At 50.7% G+C, this 24688-nt stretch carries 19 protein-coding genes and 1 tRNA gene; 2 read left to right on the top strand and 18 right to left on the bottom strand.

Features of this window, described 5'->3' with window-relative positions; all coding sequences use genetic code 11:
• Together KOO63_10105 and KOO63_10100 are read left to right on the top strand one after the other, a co-directional pair.
• The coding region (locus KOO63_10105; GenBank protein ID MBU8922156.1) for a hypothetical protein at nucleotides 1-361 on the top strand (361 nt) is incomplete at its 5' end.
• Nucleotides 362-441: 80 nt separating this feature from the next.
• Nucleotides 442-518, top strand: a tRNA-Met gene (locus KOO63_10100).
• A gap of 36 nt (nucleotides 519-554) precedes the next feature.
• On the opposite strand, the gene KOO63_10095 is transcribed toward KOO63_10100, so the two are convergent.
• The 18 genes from KOO63_10095 to KOO63_10010 all read right to left on the bottom strand — a co-directional run.
• Entirely contained in the window at nucleotides 555-2489 is a 1935-nt protein-coding gene (locus tag KOO63_10095; protein ID MBU8922155.1) for a CehA/McbA family metallohydrolase, read from the bottom strand.
• Between the two features lie 37 nt (nucleotides 2490-2526).
• A complete protein-coding gene (locus tag KOO63_10090) occupies nucleotides 2527-4755 on the bottom strand; it encodes a hypothetical protein (GenBank protein MBU8922154.1) in 2229 nt (742 codons plus the stop codon).
• A 141-nt stretch (nucleotides 4756-4896) separates the two neighbouring features.
• Nucleotides 4897-6198 carry a hypothetical protein gene (locus tag KOO63_10085; GenBank protein ID MBU8922153.1) on the bottom strand — a complete coding sequence of 434 codons (1302 nt, stop codon included), beginning with the start codon at nucleotides 6196-6198 and terminating at the stop codon, nucleotides 4897-4899.
• A 202-nt stretch (nucleotides 6199-6400) separates the two neighbouring features.
• Nucleotides 6401-9646, bottom strand: a complete 3246-nt coding sequence (locus tag KOO63_10080) for a PDZ domain-containing protein (protein MBU8922152.1) — start codon at nucleotides 9644-9646, stop codon at nucleotides 6401-6403.
• 249 nt (nucleotides 9647-9895) lie between these two features.
• A complete protein-coding gene (locus KOO63_10075; protein ID MBU8922151.1) occupies nucleotides 9896-10711 on the bottom strand; it encodes a mechanosensitive ion channel in 816 nt (271 codons plus the stop codon).
• A 269-nt stretch (nucleotides 10712-10980) separates the two neighbouring features.
• Entirely contained in the window at nucleotides 10981-11376 is a 396-nt protein-coding gene (locus KOO63_10070) for a hypothetical protein (protein ID MBU8922150.1), read from the bottom strand.
• 134 nt (nucleotides 11377-11510) lie between these two features.
• Nucleotides 11511-12344 (bottom strand): zinc transporter ZupT, encoded by an 834-nt coding sequence (zupT, locus tag KOO63_10065; protein MBU8922149.1) that lies wholly within the window; start codon nucleotides 12342-12344, stop codon nucleotides 11511-11513.
• Between the two features lie 40 nt (nucleotides 12345-12384).
• Nucleotides 12385-12696, bottom strand: coding sequence for a hypothetical protein (locus KOO63_10060; GenBank protein MBU8922148.1), 312 nt, complete (start codon nucleotides 12694-12696; stop codon nucleotides 12385-12387).
• 15 nt (nucleotides 12697-12711) lie between these two features.
• Entirely contained in the window at nucleotides 12712-13056 is a 345-nt protein-coding gene (locus tag KOO63_10055) for an STAS domain-containing protein (protein MBU8922147.1), read from the bottom strand.
• 104 nt (nucleotides 13057-13160) lie between these two features.
• A complete protein-coding gene (locus tag KOO63_10050; protein MBU8922146.1) occupies nucleotides 13161-14879 on the bottom strand; it encodes a glycosyltransferase family 39 protein in 1719 nt (572 codons plus the stop codon).
• A 268-nt stretch (nucleotides 14880-15147) separates the two neighbouring features.
• Nucleotides 15148-17187, bottom strand: coding sequence for a right-handed parallel beta-helix repeat-containing protein (locus tag KOO63_10045; protein ID MBU8922145.1), 2040 nt, complete (start codon nucleotides 17185-17187; stop codon nucleotides 15148-15150).
• Between the two features lie 136 nt (nucleotides 17188-17323).
• Nucleotides 17324-18070, bottom strand: coding sequence for a class I SAM-dependent methyltransferase (locus KOO63_10040; GenBank protein ID MBU8922144.1), 747 nt, complete (start codon nucleotides 18068-18070; stop codon nucleotides 17324-17326).
• A gap of 131 nt (nucleotides 18071-18201) precedes the next feature.
• Nucleotides 18202-20229, bottom strand: a complete 2028-nt coding sequence (locus KOO63_10035; GenBank protein MBU8922143.1) for a hypothetical protein — start codon at nucleotides 20227-20229, stop codon at nucleotides 18202-18204.
• Nucleotides 20230-20316: 87 nt separating this feature from the next.
• The gene (locus tag KOO63_10030) at nucleotides 20317-20715 is read right to left on the bottom strand and encodes a redoxin domain-containing protein (protein ID MBU8922142.1); all 399 of its coding nucleotides are present in this window, start codon (nucleotides 20713-20715) and stop codon (nucleotides 20317-20319) included.
• Nucleotides 20716-20784: 69 nt separating this feature from the next.
• Nucleotides 20785-21036, bottom strand: coding sequence for a redoxin domain-containing protein (locus KOO63_10025; protein MBU8922141.1), 252 nt, complete (start codon nucleotides 21034-21036; stop codon nucleotides 20785-20787).
• Nucleotides 21037-21057: 21 nt separating this feature from the next.
• On the bottom strand, nucleotides 21058-22848 hold the full coding sequence (locus KOO63_10020) for a Na+:solute symporter (GenBank protein MBU8922140.1): 1791 nt from the start codon (nucleotides 22846-22848) through the stop codon (nucleotides 21058-21060).
• On the bottom strand, nucleotides 22845-24233 hold the full coding sequence (locus KOO63_10015) for an MFS transporter (GenBank protein ID MBU8922139.1): 1389 nt from the start codon (nucleotides 24231-24233) through the stop codon (nucleotides 22845-22847). The genes KOO63_10020 and KOO63_10015 overlap by 4 nt, the downstream gene beginning before the upstream one ends.
• Before the next feature lie 66 nt (nucleotides 24234-24299).
• The coding region (locus tag KOO63_10010; GenBank protein MBU8922138.1) for a hypothetical protein at nucleotides 24300-24688 on the bottom strand (389 nt) is incomplete at its 5' end.

The raw sequence follows: 24688 nt of genomic DNA, 5'->3' as shown, positions 1-24688 counted from the left end.
CCTCTACATCGCCGTCACGGCGTTCATGATTGGGCTGGCGATCCGGACCTACTGGCCGAGCTACAGGGTGACCATCTGGATCGAGGAGACCGGCGCGGGTACGGTCGGGAAACTCCTGTTCCGCGCGACCGGCATGCTCGGCGAGCCAGAGGTCGCGGAGGACGAGCTGGTGGAGGCACTCGGTGGCAAGACCGCAGTCCCGGGTTCTACACCACGGGCGGGCTCTGAGCCTGAGGTCACGCCGACCGCTGAAGCATCGCCGGATGATGCGTGGAAACCTGGGACAGATCCTCTTCGCGATGCGCTGCCACCCGGTCCTGACGAGTCACCTGGATCTGACGAATCACCGCCATCTCCCTGACAGCCGCAAGTTACGTAGTTATTTGCGATTGCGCTTGACGGGCCACTATCGTGGTGCTATATATGAGTTGTCGTACATGACGCGGGGTGGAGCAGTCCGGTAGCTCGTTGGGCTCATAACCCAAAGGTCGCTGGTTCAAATCCAGCCCCCGCTACCAATAGAAAAGCCCCGACTGGACTGGTCGGGGCTTTTTCTATTTCATCAATATGATCTTCCTGGTAACAGATACTGATTCGGAGACCAGTCTGAAAAAATAAAGGCCGCTCGCCACGGGGATTCCCCTATCGTCAATGCCATCCCAGTACAGGATCAGCGGCATTGTGCCTCCAACACAAGGGGTCAGGTCCCTTATTAACCTTCCCGCCACATCGTAGATGGCGGCTCTACTTACCGGCATGTAATCCGAGACTGAAGCCTCACGAGACTGATCGTAATCCGTGGCATGCAGATCGACTATCACTCTAAGGGAAGAATTAAACGGGTTAGGAATACAACGAACACTGATATTGCCACCCTCTACGTTTTCAGCACCAGCATCACATGCGATTCCCATGATATTCTCGTAATATGTCCTGCCCTGCTCCAGATAATCAACTGCGTCGATCGAATCAGCAGCTGACGCCCAGCCTTCCCTTTCGGCTATCAGGACCAGCAGGGCGTCTATCCATGCGACAAGTCTTTCCGCAGCATCATATTCCGCTATTCTTACATCCTCCATATTTACATAAAACGGACTTGTGTGGGCGAAAGTCGAATCGCCGACAGTGAGCCAGGGATCCTTCTCACCGTAGGCTCTTGCGGCTATCCATGAGCTTTCACTGACCCTGATATGGATCATCGTATCGACAGCGCAGGGATCGTTATCCGGAAAGATCCTCTTTATACATTCACCGTTCCTGATGATCTCGACTCTGTCCAGCGGAGAGAGACTCCTGACCTCGACCTCTACCATGAAAAGATATTCTCCCTTCAGAACGTAAAGCGAATCGCCCGCATAGAGCCCCAGAACCCTGAAATCATTAAACACGGGGCCATTGGTCGCAAACGTCCTGCCATCTCTTATCGCGTCGAACCATCTATCCAACTGAAGGCTGTCGTTTCCTGTCCAGGCGTAAGTCCTGTATCCTCCGGCAGGGTACTGGGCAAGCTGATTAAGGAGTGCGTCAGTCCCCCCTACGACCGGAAGTTTTATTCCACAATCCAGCAGGTCGTACCAGAGGTCCATCGCTATCCCGCCGTCACAATTACTGTAGCTCATCAGTTCATACGCGTCGATCTTGCCATTTACTGCATCTACGGGCAGTTCCCGGGCTATACCCGAGCCGGGCCATACAATGATCTCGTCGAAATCCTCGGAAGAAACGGGATGTGCGGCAAGGACCAGCGCTCCATCCTGATCATGCGCCAGATCCGCATAGGCGCAAAGAAGTTCGCCCCAGTTGCTTCCAAACGGCTCTACAAGCGTATTGAGGCCAAGAAGCCCGTAATGCCCCCAGACTCCACTCCGGACCTCTTCAGCCATATACACGATACACTGATCCGTACTGCAGGGATCCGGCCCACCCGAGAAGAAATTGTCATTATCGAGACAGTTTATCACTGAGAGCCCCTCAGCTGATGCGATTCTGAAAGCGTCCAATGGCTCCAGTATGTAATATCCGGATCCATGATTGAGATGAACGTGAACATCACCACAAAAAAGGCCGTACTCAGATGAATCGACCACCAATTCAAATTCCAGGACTATTGTAGTGTCAGCCTGTACGTCTACATATCTGACTACTGGCATGAAATCGAACCCATGTCCGGCCCTGATTGTCGTCCCCCCTACAGGCACCGTCAAAGTGAATGAGCCGCTGGAATAAAAATACCCTCCCCCCGCACTATGATACAAGGACTCGACCGGAGGTGGATAACGCATATACTCGTTGACATCGTACACCGCACATCTGACTGCGATCGTGTCGAGGCTACCACTCACCACCGTGATCACGGTAAGTTCAGCGGTCCCTGCCTGAGGAAGTGGAAGTGTCGGACAGAGTGCAGATACGTTCCCTGTGGTGCTCACCAGTAACAGGGCCACGATCGACACATCGATGATCAGGAGATACAGATGATTACTTCGCAAGATGCTCACCACGGTTCTCTGATGTGATTATACCTGATCAGGGCTGATCGAGGATCTGCCATTCATCGAAGATGCTCACAGCGATACTGTCGACGGCGGCATGATCGAAAAACCAGAGGGGCAGGCCAAAATGAAAACTGTTAGCACCAACACCGACTCCATCGGCGACTATCGGCACCACATCGGAAAATTCCGACACGATCAGCGCTACCGTCGTAAAATCTACCGGTGAAGTAGTATTTCTTGTTCTCATCCTGTAAAGTGGGTGGAAACAGTTCAACGGTGTTATCATCCTGATATCCATCCAGTATTCCGAGTTGTACATCTCGACATATGTGAATCCTATCCGCTGCGGATTGAAAAAACATGTCGGACAGGTCACTTCGTCTGACAGATAGATGGTATTCGGCATACCTGTGTATTTTACAGCTATAGTATCGACCTGGTCCCGGTACATGTACCTGAGAGCATCCCTATCATATGTCCGGGGGATGATCTCAGCCCCTGTCCTGAAATTCCCCACTACCTTATCCACAACAGAAACACACATGTCTCTGTAAGGCATACTGTTCACACCGCTCGTATCTGATTCGTTTGCCGTCATATCGAATTTGAAGGTCGCTGGATATTCCGGGGGAGACGGAAAGGCAAGAGTAAGCCCTCCGGAAGACCTGTCTGAACGGCCTCCGGTCCAGAGGTGGCCACCCTTTGCAAGAAAGATGGAAAGGTAATTGATCGCCAGAGTGCTGGCCTGGCTCACCGACGATTCAGGGGTGAACTGGATGATCTGTCCAAAAGTCGCCGAAGTGGAGGAACTGTATGTCCAGATTATATTCTTGTACTTACCGACTAATTCCATCTCGGGAGGCGTGTAGTTGAGATCGGAGCAGTCTACGACATCCCTGTCAGGTTCGAAGCCGACCGTTTTCGAACAGATATCGATCCAGAATTCGTCATGCACAGACTCCTCTGGAAGGAGCATCAGCGGATCAGTTTGATCACTCAGTGGGAAATCGTCAACCCAGAGAAGATTTCGCTCCATAGAGAAAGGAATGATCTCCACGAGAATCATGGCCCTGGTGATCTTACCACCGTTATCCTTTGCTTCAATATAGAATGTATGTGATCCTGAATACAGTATCCGTTCCGGCGCTGTCTTGTTAAATGGACTGAAATTCGAGTCCCAGGATTTTGGATCTCCCAGATCCTGCACATCCCAGCCATATCTGAAACCGGAAATCTCCCCGCCATAACTGCTCGCGTCCGCCTCCCACGAAAAATTCAGAGGGATTCCGGGGGGAAGTTTTTTCTGTTTCGGATTCATATCCAAACCAAGAAAGAGAAATCCTCCAAGATACTGCTCGGCGATGGTCAGAAGGGGTCCGGCTTTCCATGACACTATAAACTGCCTGACATTATGGTCTTTCCTGAAGAGCGCCGTCACCGCGCCTGCCTCGTCCATGGCCTGCACTACGAAGATATAGCTTCTGTTGATCTCCAGCACCTCATCGTCACCGAGTATCGTCATTCGACCGGAATCGCCCGGCGCGTCGTAGTAGATCCATCGGGACCAGCTATCTTCATAAAATTCCGGATCCTCATTCAAATGATCGACGATCTGAAAGGCCGGGTCGTAGATACCTTCGGGCGTTATCACTTGAGTATACATATATCGGATCGAATCGGGTTTCTGTGAGTTGGAAGGGCTGTCAATCGGATCCCTGCCAGTCCATCCGAATGTTATGACGTTGCTATAGGTCCTGCCGGACCCAAGCGGGCGTTCGATCTCGACCAGAGGAGCAAGGGTCCAGGCGGTAAACGAGATCTCCGCAGCCGCGGATCTCATCCCATCCAGATCCACCGCTCTAAGAAAGAATGTATGGCTCATGTCGAAGACTGAATATAGAGGATTCGGTTCGTAACCCCCGACATAAGAGTCGGCGGTTACTCTGAAGACACTGTCAAAAACCGCAGTCCTTGTCCATTTGCCTATTCCCATCGTATCCTGGATGCTGATCCCTATCGGATCTCCATCTGTGATGACGAACTCGAAATGATCGATCTCGCCATCCGGATCCCATCCACTCCAGTAGAAATGGACCTGATAACTCGTCGTATCGTTTTCGACGGGCCCACTGGACAACCACACTACTGGCGGCTGATTCGATTCTTTCTCTCCAGTGAAGACCCCGTCTGAGCAACCAGTCACAAGCGAAGCGATTGCGGCTACCGTCAAAGCGATCACAGTCGCTCTGAATCCTGTCATACTCTATCTCTCCTGAAACGTGTTCATTTACCTATGCCTTAAATATATGCATCTGCCGGAAGCTATCAATCGATTTTTGAACCAATGCGACATACAAAGGACGATTCGGCCTGAAACGATCGACTGGAGGACGATCCCTGTTTATTCTCCCTTCGAGTCGATCTTCTTCAATATCTTCGGAACTGCGTTCCTGTGGACCGTATATGAAAGCATCTTGAGCTTGATATAATCATCGCGGTAGAAGATATACCCATGATGTTTCCCATGCCTGGAAGCTCTGGCCGAATCCTTGATAAGGAACCAGTCTCTGCCACCGTGATTCTTGTACCCTACAAGATGAACACAGTGATCATCGTCAGTCTCCCTTGTATATATCCGAAGTTCCCGTGAGTCCTGGTCAATATGATCTCCCGGAATATCGAATGAAGGGACGATAGCCGCATCTTCAGGGCCATAATACCCAGGTTCGGATACGTCGCCTCCAATACATACCGTAAAACCGTTCTTTGCCGCTATTTTTATTCCGGAATAGAATTCGTCCAGGGGAATATTGAGATAGGTGTCTGTCGGCCTCCAGTTGTCAGGGACATCAAACTTCACAATCTGGTAGAATGGCGACGAAAGAGTCGAGATAAACTGTACATAATCGTCTGGATCCACTTTGAGTATGTCCCTGTAGAATCTCAACGGGGTCATCTCCTGCCCTTCAAATTCAAATCTTTCCGGAGGAGTCCCGAGATATCTATCGAGGATCGCCCTGATATGAATAAGGTTTTCCTCTTCGTCCCAGTACCCCTTATCCGCAATCATATCCAGATATGCCTTCATCTCGCTGCGCATAAGGTTGTGATTGTGTTTGTCATATTTTCTCAATCCGGAAAAGGCGTCAGCCGGTACTACTCCGTACTTCTCCCAGATTATGAACACACCGTCCGATTCAGCACCCTGCACGAAAGGTTGATGCCCACGCTTGCGGATGAATCCCCTCGCCTTTTCCACGAATTCCCAGTACACCGTATATATCTCGGACAACTTTATCTCTCTGCCGGTCAGACGCTTGATCTCCGACTCCATAAACGATGTGGTGCAGAAGCACCAGCATGTGCCGGTCAGGTACTGAGGTACCGGAGGAAAATGAAATGGCGCGCCGAAGGCTTCAGGTCCATCCGGCTTTTTAAGACCCGAGAAATCGAAACGGATGACTTTTCTGTCATTTTTTTCCTGGTCTTCCATCTCTTTGTATTTTTTATCGATCGCCGCAGTGATACTGTCGGCAATAGCTCTGATCGAATCACACTCCTCCCTCATCGATTTCAATACAGGATCACGATACTTTTCCTCATATCTGACCCTGTCCTTTTTATTTCCACCGAATACCGATGACGGCAACATAACGCTCAACATGATCATTGCCAGAAATACTACTATCACAGGCCTTCTCATCGTTTCTCCTTCCCTCTGATCTCCAGAGCCAGACACACTTTTTTCAACAATGCAAGGTCTGAGACTATACTATCAGGACTGAGGAATCAAGATGCTTCGCTGAATTGCATTTATCAGAGTCAGGAGCAGAAGATGGCCACACATGATATCCACAAAAAAAGGGCCGGCCCCGAAAAGGACCGGCCCTGGACATCAGACGGACTTAATTACTTCTGTCGATATATGGAGGCTGCTCGACCTTCTTTCTTGGATTCTTCCTGAGTTCCTCAAGAAGATATTCCACTGCTTTCTCGATCATAGGTTCACGACCTGCCTGTATCAACGTTGGATCGTCCCATACGTAGATATCGGGATCGACTCCAAGCGCTTCGACATCCCATTCTCCCTTGTCATTAATAAAGGAGAATCCGGGAACGGCAAACCTTCCGCCATCGATGAAAGCCGGCGAGAAACCGTATCCGATCAGTCCACCCCAAGTCTTTTCCCCGATCAGGGGACCAAGGCCAGCTTTCCTGAAGTAGAACGGGAAAGCATCTCCGCCGGACGATGACAGGCCATTGATCAACAGAGCTTTTGGCCCGTCATTCACAGAGAAGGGTGTCGAATTCATCTTGCCGCTTCGCCTGGCCCAGTAACTGTATACTTTCTCACCCATCATCTGGACCATCTCGTATGGCGAATGGCCCCCACCGTTGTACCGCTCATCGATAACGAGAGCTTCCTTGTTGATAAGAGGCTGCCAGGACGACAGAAAAGACCTGTACCCATCGTACCAGGTGTTTGGTACATGCATATAACCTATCCTGCCGTCGGAAAGCTTGTCGACAAGCTTTCTGTTTTCTTCCACCCAGTCCATATACATCAGGGAAAGCTCCGAGCTGATCGGCCTCACCGTTATCTCTCTCGCACCCTTTCCTGTCGGTTTATCGTTGATCTTGAGAATAACAGGAATGTTGACCTTGTTCTCAAGATATACGTAAGGACTCTCAGCTGTGGTAACAGCATTGCCGTCGATCTCGAGCAGGTACATGCCTTCCTCGACATTCAACCCTGGCTCGGTGAGCGGTGAACGTTCGTTTTCATGCCAGTTCGCGCCCTTGAATATCTTCGAGATCCTGTAGTGGTCTCCGTCAGCCTCAAACCTGCATCCGAGAAGTCCGGTCCGCACCCTGTCGGCTCTGGGCATATCACCAGTATTGACATAGCAGTGACCGGCATTCAACTCGCCGACCAGTTCGCCGAGCAGATAATCAAGATCTCCTCTATGCGCGACATACGGAAGCATGACGGCATACCTGTCGTGCATCTTCTTCCAGTCGACCTCGTGCATATTCGGATCGTAGAACCAGTCACGCATGATCCTCCATGCGTCATGATATATCTGCTTCCATTCGGAGGGTGGATCGATCCTCATCTCCATCTGGCTGAAATCGAGCCTGCCCTTGCTACTCTGCTGTCCGGGCATCAAGTCGGCGATGCCATAATTGCCTCCGCCGATACTGTAGATGAATTTCTTTCCTCCGGCTGCGACCTGGTAAGATCGGAGATCCGACATGATATCCTTGAATTCTCTCGTTGCCAGATCGAATTTCTTGAGAGTGGTCGTTCCGGCATCGTCCCTCTCGATAAAGAGAAGTCCGCCCTCGACAGCTGTCAGGCCATAATAATTTCCCGAAGAATGGGACAGCCCTAGCGCCCTTCCTTCGAACCCTTCGGCCAGGATTTTCATATCGTCTTTTTTCTCGTCCTTATCCTTGTCCTTCTCGTCCTTATCCTCATCTTCAGTCTTTATCTCCTCTTCATCGTTGAGTGGAGCAATCGGATTCGGGATATCGGGAGAAAGTGTCGCTATGTATACTCTGTCCTTAAATTCCTTTTCAGGATATATAAAATCTCTGCTCGACACGAAATAGATGTATTTACTGTCCTTCGAGAATACTGGTTCGGATTCGTTGGTAAAGTCCCCTGTCATTCTCATCGCTTTCTTTTTCTCCAATGAGTAGACCCAGATCGAGGTCAACCAGTTCTCGTCAGACTTCGAATAACAGAGCCAGTTTCCGTCGGGAGAGAAATTGTAGCTTCTGATCGCATTTATCTCCGATTCATCGGCCTTTTTTCTGCTTCCGCCGTCGATATCAACGTACCAGAGCCTGTTCTTTCTGTCACTGAAGGCTATCCTCTTGCTGTCAGGTGACCAGACTATCCCGTTTATCCAGGAATCGGTGCCCTTTGTCAGCTGCTTTGCCTCACCCGAACCGTCCTGTGGACGGATCCAGATCTCATACTCACCGCTTTCCTCTGACAGGTAGGCGATCCATTTCCCATCGGGAGACCATTCAACTTCACGTTCCCTGATAACAGGCGTGCGAGAGAGGTTTCTCGTCACTCCATGCTCCGCCGGAATGGTCCATACTTCGCCCCTGGCCTCAAACGCGGCCCTCTTTCCTGAAGGGGATACGGTAAATGAATTGATATAGCGCTGCACATTCTTGTACACCGGCCTGACGAACGGCTTGTCGCTGCCGAGAGTGACTTCGATCTTCACTGCCGCAGTCTGCCCATCCTCCAACCAGTATAGATATCCACCATTTTCGAATATGACCCTGCTGCCACCCCTGCTGGGGAACAGTACATCGTACTCCTTGAAGTCGGTGACTTTCTTTAACCCTTTTGTCGGGATATCATATCTATAGAGATTCAGTTTTCTTATCTCGTCGCGGTCGGAGGCGAAATAGACACCGTCACCGATCCACATCGGAAAGTTATCTGTCCCCTCGTAGGCGGCTATCCTCTCGACTTCGTTCTTCTCAAGGTCATAAAGAAATACGTCCTGGGCCCTGCCTGCATTGTACCTTTTCCAGGTACGGAACTCGCGCGACTTGATATTGTAGGCCAGCTTCTTTCCATCGGGTGAAAAGGTAGCGGGACCACCCTCGGGTATCTGCAGTTCCTTCTCTATCCCCGGTTTCATCGGATCTATCAGGTAATACTTTCCGACTCTCCTGCCGAATGGAGTCCTGTTGCCCCTGACGAGTATATGTTTGCTGTCTGGAGTCCAGTCCAGGACCATATAGTCATACCCTCCGCGGGGAGGCATATTGCCTACATCGGGATAATAGGTAAGTCTTTTCGGCACTCCACCTTCGTAAGGGACTACATAGACCTGCCTCGAGCCGGAATATTCTCCGGAAAAGGCGATCCATTTCCCATCTGGTGATATTTTCGGAAATACTTCAAGTCCCTCAGGGAACGAGGTCACCCTCCTGGCCTGTCCGCCATCGACGGAAACGGTCCAGATATCCCCCGCGTAAACGAAGACAGCCCGGTCACCCATTATATGGGGGTAACGCAGCAATCTTGCCTCTTTGCACTCAGCCTGTCCCGCTACCGTCATCGCGACCACCGCGATTACAAACAGCAGGAGTGCTTTTGAAAAGAAAAAGCGCATCCGCCCTCCTCTGAAAAGATTTCCTGTAAATCAGGCATTGATAGTATCAGATATACGGAAAAGATGTCTAATAGTTCCGATTATCCGGGTGATGCTGTCATGCAGAACAGGCATGGAAAGGAAAAAGGGAAACAGCCTTCAGTTCGTTTCCCTCCTTCAAAAAATAATCTGATTTTCGGATTTTCCAGTTATCCAGTCGTCACAGATTCTCTCTCCTTCAGACCTGAGCCTGCCACCTGATCGATCAGATCAACTATTGTGCATATGCACATCCATCTGTGGAAACGGGATCGATATTCCTGCCTGATCGAACTCAAGCTTGACTTTCTCAGTCACATCGAAGAAAACGTCCCAGTAATCGGCCGAGTTGACCCAGCACCTGAAAACAAAATTCACCGAACTGTCGCCATGTTCGGAGACGGCTATCTGCAGAGCAGGATCTTTCAAGACCCTTGAATCACTCTCCGCTATTTTCGTCATGACCGCCCTGGCCTTTGCGATATCGTCTCCGTATCCGATACCGAACTTCATATCTACTCTCCGCGTCGATTCGGTGGAATAGTTCGTGACACTCGAATTTGAAAGATTTCCGTTCGGAATAATTATCGTTTTATTATCAGGTGTTGTAAGGACAGTCGTGAATATGGTGATCTCTTTCACCGAGCCGGCAAAGCCCTGGGCCTCGATAAAATCACCTATCCTGAACGGCTTGAACAACAGTATCAGGACACCACCGGCAAAATTGGACAGGCTGCCCTGCAGAGACAGGCCGACAGCCAGCCCGGCAGCGCCAAGGATCGCCACGAACGATGTCATCTGCACACCGACCATCTGGATCACACTGACGAAGAGCAACACCTTCAGGCCCATACCGGTCAGACTGGCCAGAAATTTCTGTAGTGAGACATCGATACTGCTCTTCTGCATCCCCTTGTTGATACCTTTGACGACAAGCTTGATCACCCAAAGCCCGATAAATAGAGTGATCAGTGCCAGAAGCAGATTGGGACCAGCTTTTTTTATGATATCATATCCCATCTGGACATACTTTGTGACATCACCCATAGTTTTCCTCCTCGCAGGGGTCGACGCTTCGTTAACAGGACATTGTTTAAAATACACTGCAGGATCGCGAAAAAATGATAGCCTGCCTCCGAACGGGATCCTCTTGCTTGATCTCCCGCTACTAAAACCGGAGGAGTGTAAATTAAAACATGAATCCGTTATCCGTCAATAACGATTTCTGCTTTATTGATCATAGTCGATGGTCCAGCCGGACTTTCATCCGGGTCAGTGGCGAATCAGCCTGATTTTCAGGGGGAAAAGACTACAGGCTACAAAGACTTCTCCGGCAGGCTTATACCTACCCACGAAGAGGCCTGATTGAAATCTCTGAACACCATAAACTCCAGAGGAATATCGCTTCCACAGGCTTCGAACATCCTTCCAATCCCATAGACCATGTCTTTAGAGGGGACATATGCGACACGCCCGAATCTCACCAGCTCCCCTCTGCTTGTCAGATACGAAACCAGCTTCTTGATCCCGTCACCATCGATATCGTATTCTACCACATCCCGCAGGTCGAAGAGCTCCCTGTACGGACTTCCCCGTCTCGTGTCGTTTATCGCAGTTTTTGACATACCGAGCATATCCTCACAGGTCACCCTGCCTGTCGCCCTCGACAGAATCACGCCCGAGCGTCTGTCTATCTCGTAACTCACGGACACGAACACTCAACTCCAACTATCCAGGAGTCTCGGACCTAAAACTCAATGGTATATACTCTCCCCTACAGTCACATTGTGTGCTCAAAAACAAGAATTGTAAAGGGGCCTTTGCGACTTTGTTCTTCGATTTCTTCCTATACCGCAAAGATCACGAGGCTGATCGCCATAACGACCATACCTCCTACCAGACCGTAGATGGCCAGATGGTGCTCGCCGTATTTCTCGGCAGTAGGCAGAAGTTCGTCCAGGGAGATGAAGACCATTATGCCGGCCACTGCCGCAAACAAGACACCGAACACGACATCGTTCATGTATTTCATGAGAACAAGGTAGCCGAAGACCGCGCCCACGGGCTCTGCAAGACCGGACAGGAATGACCAGACGAATGCCTTTTTCCTGTCGCCTGTGGCATAATAGATCGGCACAGATACGGCTATGCCTTCCGGAATATTATGTATCGCTATGGCCACCGCGATGCTTATACCCAGGGTCGGATCCTTGAGCGCGCTTGTAAAGGTGGCCAGGCCTTCTGGAAAGTTATGTATACCGATCGCAAGGGCCGAGAAGAGGCCCATCCTCATAAGTGCTTTGTCTTTTCTTTTCCCGGATCCGTCCCCCATCTCTTCAAGACTGTGAGGCTCATGCGGGTTAACGACATCAGGAACAAGCCTGTCGATCAAACCAATAAATACAATGCCGCCGAAAAAAGCTGCGGTTGCAATCACGTACCCGGCCCCATCCCCATATACCACTGCTATCGACGCCCTTGCCTTGACGAAAATCTCGATCATCGAGACATAGATCATGACTCCGGCCGAAAAACCGAGTGCCACCGAGAGAAACCTTGTGTTTGTCCTTCTGGAAAAAAAGGCCAGAGCGCTGCCTATTCCTGTAGCAAGTCCGGCAAACAACGTCAAGCCAAAAGCAAAAAGCAGGTTATCGAATGACAAACGCACCCCCACAGTCATCAATCATCCGGAGATCCACTGTCTTCTTAAAACATGTTCTTCAGGTTTTCTCAACGAACAACGCCGTCATCGTTCCTGAAAGGACCCTGCCGCGGTGCCGGTGTTCTTCACCGTCCGGAATGAAGACACCATCATCCTTGCTGTATACGAAAATACCAGAATCGAATTCTATCTCCATCCGCCCATCCAGAATGATCCCGACATGCCCCCTGTTGCACCAGTGGAGTTCCATTTGATCACTGTACTCTACCAGCCGGAGCCGGTTACCGCCATGATCGACCACCTTATGCCTGACTCCGGGCATCGGTGATTCCCACTCCAGATCGTCAAACAGGACCCTGTAATCTCTCATGAAACCATTCCCTGCTCAGGACATCCCCTTCATAGCCTCATCAACCGAGTCGAAAGTCCTCATTATCATACTGAGATTCGTTACCTTGAAGATATCCTCGAGCCGCTGAGAACTCATAACGATCGAAAGCTCGGCTTTCTCTTTCTGGGCCATCGTCCAGGCGGAGATCATAATACCGATACCGGTACTGTTCGACCACTTCAATCCTGAAAGATCAAGTATGATCTTGCGACATCCTCCATCCAGCGCTTCCTCGACGCAGGTCCAGAGTTCGTAATCTTCCTTCTCTCCGATAAGTTTTCTGCTGCCGACATCAATAATCGCGATGCCATTCTCATACCTGGTATTTATTTCACTCAAACCGATCTCCGCTGTAAATATTACGTACCCTATACTCCCTGTGGAAAAAATAGCCGAGAGCTTCCCGTTTTTCAAGCTAATATAATATCGACAAGAGGAAATTCTTATTTTTTCATCGGGGCCATGCCCGGTTCGGAAACAGATCCGCCGATGATATCGGTAGATGTGATGATATCAAGGGCGTCGCGCCTGAGAGCTACCCACCCACATGGGTGCTTCTCTTCGGGCAGGACCTTTATACAGCATTCCCTTATCTTTTCGGGCGTCATGTCGAGAAATATCTGCAGAATACGTGAATGATCGAGTATCATGTCCAGACGTTCTTTCTGGATATAACCTGACAGAGAACCGGTCTTGAGGGCGCAAAGAGCGTCCCTGTTCACTTTTCCATCAAGGTTAATGATCTCACGATCGGAAAAATATCCGATCATCCCGCACTGGAATACTCCTATCCTTTCCCCTTTTTCAGTGTTTTCATTAACCCATCTGGCAATATCATAGAATGGGTATACCGGCTGGGATCTGAACACCTGGGATCCTGTGAAAGCCATAAACAACAGTGCGTATGCAGTGGCTACCGATATCGCCGTTCTTTGCAGGACAACAGAACGGGCTCTGAACCAGACAATGATATCCTCAAGGATAAACGAGAAAAAGATGCAGGAAATCATGTAAACAGGATAGAAATATCTCAAAAAGAAGAATGCGCCAAAAACATATAACGAATATGAAAGCATGAGCAATCCACAGAACAACAACAGAAAATCGAGTTGCCTCCGACGGGCCCTGTCAGGATCCCGCTTCCATCTGGATATGACGATCCCTGAGAGAACAAGCGCCACGATTCCAAGTATATTACCTGTAATCTGTAGAAATCCCTTTGCGTGGATTATATCTCCGGTCTTTTCGAGCGATCTGAAAAAGACATGAACGGGCGGGATGACTTTCATCGTGGCTATAGAGTGCTTCACATGTTCCCAGATAAAAGCCAGGTCAGGTCCGTTGACAGCGAGTCCCGCATCACCGTTCTCAAAATACGTGGCATAGGCCATGGAAAGAAATCGAGTCGCAGTCCCACTGTCCTGAAGGGGGCTGCCACATTGCGCCATGTTCAATAGAAGCCATGGCCCATAAAACAAAGCGACACCTGCAGGCAGAAGCAGCATCCTGACAAGGGTTCCTGAGGTGCCCCTTCTCTTTCTCAGTAGTAGAAGATAGTCCAGGATCAGTACAAAGACGAGAAAGACGCCATCTATCCTTGAAAGCACCGTGATCCCCAGTAACATCCCGAAAACAAAGAAACGGAAGACCCCCGGCCTTGCCTCGTGTCTGATCCTGTCGAGATAGTAGAACACAGACAGAGCTATCATAAAGGTCGAAACGGCAGTCTCGAGTCCATTCGTTCCCTGTTTTGCAACGATCGGAGAAAGTCCCCATATGGCAGCGGCGATGACAGCCGGCATGAACTCTGTATATTTTCGGGCAATACGATAAACAAGATATGCTGTCATGACTGTGAACAGAGCGAGCATCGAGAGTGCGATGTAGATAGGTATGCTCAGACTCTCTCCCGCAATCATAAAGGCGGGAACAAGCATGAACACGTAAAGCGGTTGAAAGCCGGTTGTCGGATTGACACCGTCAAATGTGATACCGTTTCCATCCGCAATGTTCCTGGCTATCTGGAATGCGTAGAAACTATCGTCGTACAGAAAGCCATTCCTGGAAAGAGTAGCGATATCCTGCCATGCGATAGATAGATGTAGTGCAAGAATGGCCAGCAACACCAGCACGGCCAGTGCTACCTGGTTCTTATTTGACATTTACTTCGCCAGTTCGTTAACAGATCGATTCTTTATTGGTTCCTCTCGCCTCGGGAGACTAGAAAAACAGTCGCAACTAAGATTGAAGGATAATTTTACACTAATTTAGCTCCAATGTCAATGAGACCTTACCTGAATCCCGATCTGGGCCCTCCGGCCTGGTGATCTTCGCATCCCGGGAGAACCAGAAAAAACCCGGCTGCCGATTCTTCTCATCAATCGACAACCGGGTCAGTTAAACCATTCGATCACTTTTAAGCGATACGTACTATCGGAGCATCAGCATCTTTTTCGCCAGAATACCCTTGCCCGTCACAAGCCTGTAAATATAAACGCCCGATGATACCCTGTTTCCTTTTGAATCGGAACCGTCCCATTCGAGTGTATGCATTCCGGGCGACCTGACACCTTCAAAAAGCCTTGAGATGTGTCTTCCCGTGACATCGTAAATGTCGAGGGTGATACCCGAGGCCTCTGGCAGATAGAACTTCAGAGTTGTCGAAGGATTGAACGGGTTCGGATAGTTCTGGAACAGTGTTGGATCAATAAAAGGAGACTCCTCGTCTACCATCTCGGACAGCAGGACGGCTTCACTGACATTGGAGTTGATATCCACAGCGAAGAGCTCATAGGTAGACATGCATCCGGGAACCCATTCCGAGTCGGTGAATTCCATCAGGGAGGTCTCCGACACAAGGACTCTGGCCGATGGGTCGCTCCCCGCGTCGATCCTGTAAAGCCTGTAGAATGCCAGGTCCAGATCTGAATTCTCTTCCCATCTCAGCCTCATACCACCGGCAACCTGGTCGCCGATGAACCCCTTGGGTCTGACGGGGGCAATATTATCGATCGAATATCCGCTGTCGATCTCGGAATCCCAGTATTCGAGCGGATCCGGAGTAAGGGCAGATATGAAGAAATGCGACCAGCAGATCCCGGTCTTGCGACTGAAATTACACAGTGTCGGAACTACTGCCTGGTAGACATCGTCGCCCCTGGCCGGGACAGTCATTACATAATCCCATCCTGCAAGTGCTGCTCCCCTCATGAGAGGCCTTTCGTCCGGCGCTGAGAGGTCGTTGTCGAACGCCAGGGGATATCCGTCCTCTTTCCTGTAGATCGCGTATCCCTCGATCGTCTCTTCGGACCCTTGCGAATCGTGCATCGATCGATTCCAGACTATCCTTACCTGATTGCCCTGGTCGTCCGGGATATCGGTGATCGACATGATAGCTGGTTCGGGTGAGATAATGTCCAGGTTACAGGCTGGTTCCTCGGATCCGATCAGGACCTCGCACAGGTTATTGCCGGCAGCCGGGGATTCGTAGGCGATCGAGTAGTCGTGAGAAACCGGTTCACAGAAGACGGGATCCACCATCATATCGGTGGCATCCAGAGTGAATCCGGCGTAATTCCCACGAGAGTTATCCCAGAGGATGTTACACGAGCTGACGATTTCCGCTCCCCACAGAGCATAGATGCCGTATCCGGCGGTCTCGCCGCTGACAATACTGTTTGTCACCGTTACGTGCGAACTACTGGACAGGGCGAACAGGCTGGCCGCCTCAATTCCGGAGGATGTGTTTCCCACTATAGTGCAGCCTGTGACTATTCCACTCGACCTGTCAAAGAGTACCGCTCCACATACATCGTCGCTGGCATTATTATAAAAGAGGCAGTCGGTGAGTCCCATCGTGCCATCCAGAATAGTCAGTCCTCCACCGATGAGGTCGCATGAATTTTGATATAAAACACAACCTGTCACTTCAAGATGGCCGTTCTCTATGAGGATGCCCGCTCCACCGTTGTGATCCGCCCAGTTATTTCTGAAAGTGCAGTCAGCAAGGGTCATCGATGAGCCCATGCGTCCGAAGAATCCTCCGCCATCAAAGCTGGCATTGTTCTCCTCCACGACACAACCTGTCAAAGAGACTTCTACTCCTTCACGCATATAGACCGCTCCACCATTCGTTCCGAATCCGTTCCTCAGCGTAAATCCTTCTATCGATCCTCCCGATCCAGCGTAGAAAACAAACTGCCTGTGGCTGTCCTCACCATCCAGAATGGTCGTCTCGGGGCCAGCCTCGGAGATGTAGTAGAGAAAGAAAACCGGCTCGATCAACTCGTAGTAAGTCCCCGGACCGATCGTGATCGTATCGTTCGGGTTCGCGCTTGCGACAGCTTCATTGATTGTCACAAAATCCCCCGAGCCGTTCTGGTGGACCACCAGGTTGGCAGATACAACGGCCGAAGGGCAGATTGCCGACACCAGCATTAATATCAGTACTGAGAAACAGATGGCCCTCATGATTTCCTCCCCCTGCTTAATGAAATATAAGATTCCCCTGTGTCGGCGATTATACACTATCACCGTTATTTGTCAAGCAGTTGCCAGATTAACGTGGAGTCCTGACTGATGATCCGGAAATGTCAGATCCTGTCCTCTACTGTCTCCTGGCTACGACCAGGACCGCAGTCGACAGGAAAGGTGAGTGGGTTGTGTCGTTCCTGAATATCGTCGCACGCAGAGTTTTTTTCAGCCATCGCCATTTCACTACATCCATCGGGGCTGTTATATAGAGCGCCTCGACTATATCGAAGCCAGCCGATTCGACCTTTTTGCGGATCTCCCTTCGAGAGTATATCCTCGCTCTTGCCCACCTGTCATGTATCGGCGTTGGAAGCCAGCTGAAGAATGGAACCCTGTTCCATGGTAGAAGAGGGAGGTTGGCCCCGTGTGTCTCGAATATCCACCACCTGTTGGGAACCGACATGGCAAGAAAGCCTCCCGGCTTGATCACTCTCGCCAACTCGGATAGAGTCTGAGTCTCGTGCTCGACATGCTCAAGGACCTCGAATGAGACTGCACAATCGATCGAGCTGTCACAAAGGGGGAAATGGTCGCCGTCATAGGCCAGTGGAAGGATGATATCCTGTTGTCCCCTCACCAGGGCTCCGGCCTTTAATTCCCGGAGAGAGGGCTGTCCGACATCAAGGCCGATAATGGACGGAAACTCCCCGGCAAAGAGATGAGTCTGGGCACCGCTTCCGCATCCGAAATCGAGAAGGACACCCTCGGCCGACGGGATCCGCTCACTGACAAGGCGGTGCCTTCGAACAATGATCAGATCATCCTCGCCTGCCGGTTTTCCGACTGCGATATTGACCGGTGTCGTGTCCTTATTCATCACGATTTGTCTTCCCTCTATTTTCTGCTGCTTTTACCTCTTGGATTCTGATAAGTCTCGGGGAATATATCATCTCCCCATGGAAATTGAAAGTACCGCATGACGATTCCCCATGGACTATCTGTTTTCTGTTATCATCTGTATTCTATCTTCACATACCTTTCCCCTGCAGTCTCGATCAGTATAAGGGGAACCGGATCGTCAAACATATTGATCGGTGAGATCTTCGCGGGAGGATCGACATGTAGTCCCCTGTCCCAGTGATAGCCAAGGATTATCCTTTCCGGAAGACGTTCGAGTCCTTCCCCCGGCTTGAGGAGTATCTCTCCGTAGCGCGCATCGACGGTGAATGATCGGTCGCTCCCCGGGGAATCGAGTCCTCTGACTTCCCAGAGAGTAAAAAACCCTTCCTTCCAGATCATCTCTGCCAGGTTCGAATCAGAAAAGTAATCTCTGCAATCAGAGGTGGCCGTCAGGATCCACCGTACATCATACAGGCTCAGGTATCCGGAAAGTCTCACGGGGTCCATTTCCTTCAGGTGATACCCCATTGTCCTGCATGCCTGGAACGTTGTGAAATTATGTTTTATGAAAGCGTATGGATATGGTCCACCGATCTGTTCAATACCCGTATATAGAGGAATCACTGACGGAAGATGGCAATCACCGTATCTCCATGCCGGCCCGTCTTCCATCATCAACCTGCCGGGAAGATGCGAATGGTTGCGCAACTCCTCGACCAGTTGCTCCACTTCAGTAGTGAAAGAGGTCGAGACTGTATACCTGTAATAAGCCCTGGAGGAGACCATGCCAAGGAGAGGGCCGGAAAGCAGAAGAACCGTTAGAGCCACAGCCTTTAATCTCCCAAACAATCTCTGATTTCTGAAGCTCTTTTTCAGCATCTCCCTGAGGGAGATAAGACCGGAACCTGACAGGGGAGCCATAAAGACAAACGCAGGTAGAAGAAACCTTCCCGGTTCGGTCTGATCGAAGAATGGAATCCTTGTCCCGAATGAAGAAATTGTAAGGAGAAAAATCGACATAACAGCCGGAGTAAGTGCCTCGATTCGTCTGTTATCCTTCAGCAATCTGATGAAGCCCGGTACGGCGAGCACGATCATGAGATGGGCAGGGATATTGCCTGGCCTGGCGATCAGAGCCAATAACGCGACAGGGCCATTTATCTGGAAAAAAGTCTCCGATGGTATCTTGATATCCAGATATCTGAAAAAGGGGATAAGCCAGATCAGGTTCACGGCGATCACAAGGAGACACCATCCCGCCATTTTCAACAGGACTCTTATCTCCCACTTTCGATGCTCTCTGCCCGGCTTTATCTCTTTTCTGACAAGGAAGAACAGAGTAAGAAACCCGACTGGAAGGATCAAAGCCGCGGTGGGATGAATAAAAAACACGAGAGGCCCAAGAATAAAAAATCTCCAGTTCGATCCATCTCTCAAAAAAGACCGGAAGAGCCCCGTCATGAGAAAGGTCAGGTGACAGACAAATATATAGGAAAACATCCCCGCGTATCTGAAATGACCTGCATATGGCCGACCCCAGTGCCAGAAAGCGAGAAAAAGAAGGAGGGTATACACAGTTTCCTCAAGATCGAATCCCAGACGCCTGGCGCCCGACCACATCGCGAAGACCAGGGACAGGTGGGCGATGAGGATAAACAGTTTGAACGCCCTCGCGGTATCCATAAACCTCATGATAGAACACCACATCTCGACTCCCTTGGAATCGATGTCGAAGATCACTCCCCCGGGGTATCCTGCCATGAACCATGGATCGTAAGTATGAAGCCGGGAAGTCTCGGCAAACACATCTTTCGCTCTTGTGACCTGATAATAATGGAGAGAATGGTCCAGAGTCAGGACCGGTCTGTCGTTCAAAATGTCTTCAGGGGGAAAGAAAAAAAGTGTGGCGACAAGATGCGCTAAAAATATGGTCGACAGCAAAAGACCCGCGCTTTTCTTGTCGAAGCGCTCCCTGGAAAACATCTTCATCATGGGCCATAACGACAGAACACCTGCGATAGACAGAAGAACGGCGGCTGGAGTCGATACTCCCTCCGTACCGAATCTTCTCAGTGTCGCAGCTATAGCGAATATAAGGGCCACCGGAAGCAACCCATAAAACGGCCTGAAATCCTTCATAAAATCATTCCTGAGCATGTGTCAATAGATGAAGTCCCAAGATGCTCCGACATCATACTACAGAATTATCTATTTATTAAGGATTTTTCAATCCGTAGCCATGTCGGTCTTCCAGACCTCCCACACCTTTCCGACAAGATCCGGCCCCGGTTTCAGGGTTATCTTGCCCGGTTTCCATCCGGAAGGTGTCGCTTCGCTTCCCTTGCTCTCTCTGACAAGCTGGAATGCCTGGATCTGACGAAGCGTCTCAGCAACGTTCCTGCCTACGGGAGGCGTGAGCACTTCGAACCCCTGGACCACTCCATCCGGATCGATGATGAACCGTCCACGAGTCTCGACACCGGCATCCTCATCATATATTCCGTAGACACTCCCTACCTTGCCTCCCGCATCGGAAAGCATCGGAAACGGGACACCACCCTCGACCATCTTTGAAAGCTCGTTGTCGTTCCACATCTTGTGGACGAACATACTGTCCACACTCATCGAAAGGACATCCACACCAAGTTTCTGGAACTCAGGATACTTATCGGCGACCGCCGATACTTCCGTTGCTCAGACGAATGTGAAATCGCCCGGGTAGAAGCAGAGCACGACCCACATCCCCAGATGATCGGACAATTTTTCGCTTGTAAACTCCCCATTGTGATATGCGGGAGCGACAAAATCAGGAGCTTTTTTCCCCACCTGGATCATCTTTCTTTCCTCCTTTTTCGCTCTTGGTGCAGAGCTTTCCACCTCATCGACCTTTTCACCGACAGGCCCCCCGGTCGGACGGGCGCAGCCTGCACTCGGCTTATCTGCCATCTGATCCTCCTTTCGAATCACTCAGGACAAATAGTTTTCATCATCTTTTCGTCTCCACAGGAGCCAAACGAGCATCAGGCCACCGGCCAGAGTGATCGATAGCGCTATGATCCCCTTCCCTCTGGCGCCGAGGATCATCCATCCGATCCCGAACAACATCCCGTAGACCAGGATCAACCCGCTGAGGATCATACCCGCGGTCGAGATCGCTGTCCCATCACCTTCCTCACCGAGACTGGCCCGGCTTGATATTCTTTTCCATCCTTTTCCTCCGGGCCTGACTCTTTTCCAGAATTTCAGGAGATGCTCCTCTCCTACAGGCCTCGTAAGCATCGTCACCGATACCCAGACACAGACGGAGAATAATACCGTCAGCGCGGTCGAATATGGGAACTGCAGCCAGGCCGCCCCTTCCATTCCCGGCCTGCCCGAGAGAATTGAAAAGATGAAAGTCGCCGTCATCGCCGTCACCATCGCAGATATCTCCGACCAGGCATTAACTCTCCACCAGTACCACCTGGCGATATATACCGACCCGATACCAGCTGTGACAGATATGACCAGTTTCCATGCGAATGATATGTCGTTAACGGCGAACGACGCCAGCGCGCCAAGTACAGCAAGGGACAATATCGATAATCTTGCTGCCCTGATATATTTCTTCTCGGACTTGTCCTTCCAGAGAAAACGTCTGAGGATATCGTTGACCACCAGCGAGGACCCCCAGTTGAGTTGTGTATCTACGGTCGACATAAAGGCCGCAAAGAAAGAAGCAATCACAAGGCCGAATATACCTGGTGGAAGCATTTCCTTCATCATCATCGGATAGTAAGTCTCGGGATCGTCTACCGCTCCGAACCACGCCATCGCGCAAAGGCCGACGACTATCCACGGCCAGGGCCTGAGCGCCGTGTGCGCTATGCAAAACCACAGGTAGCCGAGGACTGAATGGCGTTCGTCTTTTGCCGCGAACATCCGTTGAGCGAGATATCCGCCTCCATCTACCGAGTATGTCGTCCACCACACGATCAGTATTAGAATGAGGAACTCCGTGAATGGATTCGCCTCAAACAACCTCCCGGGTTCAGGCACGATCTGCAGTATTCTGGCCGGGTCGAAGCCCTTGTCAGCAAGTCCGGCGGTAATACCCGCTATGCCGCCGAGTCTCCTGTAGGATACGATTGCAAGATAGATCGATCCACCCATCGCAAGAGCAAACTGGATGAGGTCAGTCACTATCACTCCCCAGAGCCCCGACAGCATTGTATATGTCACAGCAATGATAAATAGTACAAGCACCGTCAGTACTTCCGGATCTATTCCCATCACGGACGGAGCACCTTCCCATCCCATCACGACGATAACTATCTTTGCCATCGCTTTCATCACCCATGCGATTATCAGGATGTTCTGGAATATGCCGAACCATGCGGCACGATAGAATCTGAGACCGGCGGCAGGTTTGCCGTCATACCGGAGTTCGATCAACTCTGCGTCTGTCGTAATCCCTGCTCTTCTCCAGAGCTTCGCAAACAGGAACACGGTGACCATGGCGGCGATCCCCCAGTACCACCACATCCAGTTCTTGAATATCCCTCCCTGAGCGATCAACCCCGAGACGACCAGCGGCGTATCGGCGGCAAAAGTCGTTGCCACCATCGAGGTCCCGATCATCCACCAGGGAAGTGATCTACCCGATATAAAAAACTCTTCAGTGTTCCTGGATGCTCTCCTGGACAGAACGGTGGCCGCGCCGAAAATAACAGCGATGTATGCCACGAGTACTGTGATGTCCAGGCCAGTAAGGGTCATGCAGCGACCGACTCCTTCTCCGCCGTCTGATCGCCGACTACTCTGTTATAGATGAACAGCGCAATCAACGCGGCAAATCCTATCGCCGCAAAAGTAAACCACATCTTCGATGGATCCCTCGGCCCCGACGCGGGACAGTATTTTCCGAGCAGATGCCCCGACAGCGGTCCTCCGATAATGTTTGCCAGAAAGCTCCTCATGTACGCGAACCCCAGATAGAGGCCTATCTTGCCCTTAGGCGCCAGGGTCGAGACATAATCGAGGAACCTCGGAGCAAATGTCATCTCCCCGATGGCGAATACGGCAATAGCGACACAGACCCCCCAGAGTGTGGGCAGAACCCCCAGCAGGATCATTCCGATGACTGAGATCGCCATCCCGAGAGCCATATTACCTATCGGTTTCATCTTTGTGACCATCGCGGCTATCACCATCTGAAGGACGATGATCATCCCCGGATTGATCGCAACGATGTATTCCATGGGCGCTGTCTCCGAAATATGCGTAACGATATATGTGGGCACTGACAGGTAGAGCTGCCAGAACATAAGGTCAAATCCGGCGAATATCACTATGAACAAGACAAACTTCAGGTCGAGAAACACTTTGAGCATATCGGTAAAAGTCTCCGAGGCCGACCTTGCCGGCTCGTCTCTCCTGTCAGGTTCCTTAAAGGAAAACGCGACAAAGAGAAGAGCGATGAGAGCCATCACCACGGAAAAGAGGCAGATCATCTGCATCCCGAACCCCTGCCACTTCAGCATATCGAGAAAGGCATCGGGAGCCATCGGAGGATGCTGGCTGGCAGCCCTCTCGGCGATACCCGGTGTGATCTCGAATGGCGGCACGTTGGTATATACCCATTTCTTGAGAGCTTCGAAGTTTGAGGCCGATAACCAGCTCCCCATATCCTGTCTCAGTGCCTTGGCCACTATCTTACCTGCAAACCCACCGATATTGACGACCATATAGAAGATCGAGAAACCGATCTTGGAAAATCCTTCAGGCGAGGTCTTCTTCACGGTCCCCGATATCACAGGCTTGACAAAAGCGCCACCGATCGCGATCAGGGTCAGTGCCAGTATCACAGTTGCTTTCGATGGAAACAGTCCAAGGATGCCGTAGCCGAGGGCGAGGACCGAAAACGCGATGAACAGGCCGTTTCTGAATCCTATCTTGTCCGATATCGCCCCCGCTGGAATCGGAAGTAGATAGAGCGAGGCGATGAAGGCGCCCGTTATCGTGGCGGACATCTCCACGCTGAATCCTACCCTCCTCGTAAGGTAGAGGACGAGGATCACATTCATCCCGTAATAGGCCAATCGTTCGAACAACTCGATAACGTTCGCGGTCCAGAAGGTGCGCGGAAATATTTTCAGATCCATTCGGGACATCCTTTCGTGACCTGGCTATTCAGTGTCAAGCACTGCCCGACTCACCTCGGTGCCGGTTTAAAAACCTGCTTTGAAACCTATATAAATGGTATACCCTGTCAGATTGACCGAGCCTTCATCGTAATTATCCTTCTCCTCAACAGGCATAGCTTCGAAAATCAACTTGCCATCGACTTTGTCACTTACAAAAAAAGCATCTCTCTCTTCGCCGTCGGGAAGAGTCGCTGTACCCTCATACCCGGAGATATCCGCCCACCTTACCTTGAACCCTATATCGAGAGAAAATGTCGGAGTGATAGAGAACTCCATACCTCCACCACCATGGATACCGTACCCCCACGTAGAAAGCTTCGCATCATATCCCGTTCTATCAACTCCATCAAAATGTTGAAACGCTATATCTAGACTCGAATAATACAATCCGCCCCCACCATACAGGTATGGAC

Source organism: Candidatus Latescibacterota bacterium, from assembly GCA_019038625.1.
In the GTDB taxonomy this organism is placed as follows: domain Bacteria; phylum Krumholzibacteriota; class Krumholzibacteriia; order Krumholzibacteriales; family Krumholzibacteriaceae; genus JAGLYV01.
The sequence above is the reverse complement of the archived record's forward strand: the minus strand, read 5'-3'. Positions and strand labels throughout refer to the sequence as shown.

Excerpts from the sequence above, each read along its gene's own strand:
- KOO63_10090 (MBU8922154.1), bottom strand. The coding sequence starts at position 4,755 with ATGACAGGATTCAGAGCGACTGTGATCGCTTTGACGGTAGCCGCAATC.
- KOO63_10085 (MBU8922153.1), bottom strand. The coding sequence starts at position 6,198 with ATGAGAAGGCCTGTGATAGTAGTATTTCTGGCAATGATCATGTTGAGC.
- KOO63_10080 (MBU8922152.1), bottom strand. The coding sequence starts at position 9,646 with ATGCGCTTTTTCTTTTCAAAAGCACTCCTGCTGTTTGTAATCGCGGTG.
- KOO63_10075 (MBU8922151.1), bottom strand. The coding sequence starts at position 10,711 with ATGGGTGATGTCACAAAGTATGTCCAGATGGGATATGATATCATAAAA.
- zupT (MBU8922149.1), bottom strand. The coding sequence starts at position 12,344 with ATGACTGTGGGGGTGCGTTTGTCATTCGATAACCTGCTTTTTGCTTTT.
- KOO63_10060 (MBU8922148.1), bottom strand. The coding sequence starts at position 12,696 with ATGAGAGATTACAGGGTCCTGTTTGACGATCTGGAGTGGGAATCACCG.
- KOO63_10050 (MBU8922146.1), bottom strand. The coding sequence starts at position 14,879 with ATGTCAAATAAGAACCAGGTAGCACTGGCCGTGCTGGTGTTGCTGGCC.
- KOO63_10045 (MBU8922145.1), bottom strand. The coding sequence starts at position 17,187 with ATGAGGGCCATCTGTTTCTCAGTACTGATATTAATGCTGGTGTCGGCA.
- KOO63_10035 (MBU8922143.1), bottom strand. The coding sequence starts at position 20,229 with ATGAAGGATTTCAGGCCGTTTTATGGGTTGCTTCCGGTGGCCCTTATA.
- KOO63_10030 (MBU8922142.1), bottom strand. The coding sequence starts at position 20,715 with ATGAGTGTGGACAGTATGTTCGTCCACAAGATGTGGAACGACAACGAG.
- KOO63_10025 (MBU8922141.1), bottom strand. The coding sequence starts at position 21,036 with ATGGCAGATAAGCCGAGTGCAGGCTGCGCCCGTCCGACCGGGGGGCCT.
- KOO63_10020 (MBU8922140.1), bottom strand. The coding sequence starts at position 22,848 with ATGACCCTTACTGGCCTGGACATCACAGTACTCGTGGCATACATCGCT.
- KOO63_10015 (MBU8922139.1), bottom strand. The coding sequence starts at position 24,233 with ATGGATCTGAAAATATTTCCGCGCACCTTCTGGACCGCGAACGTTATC.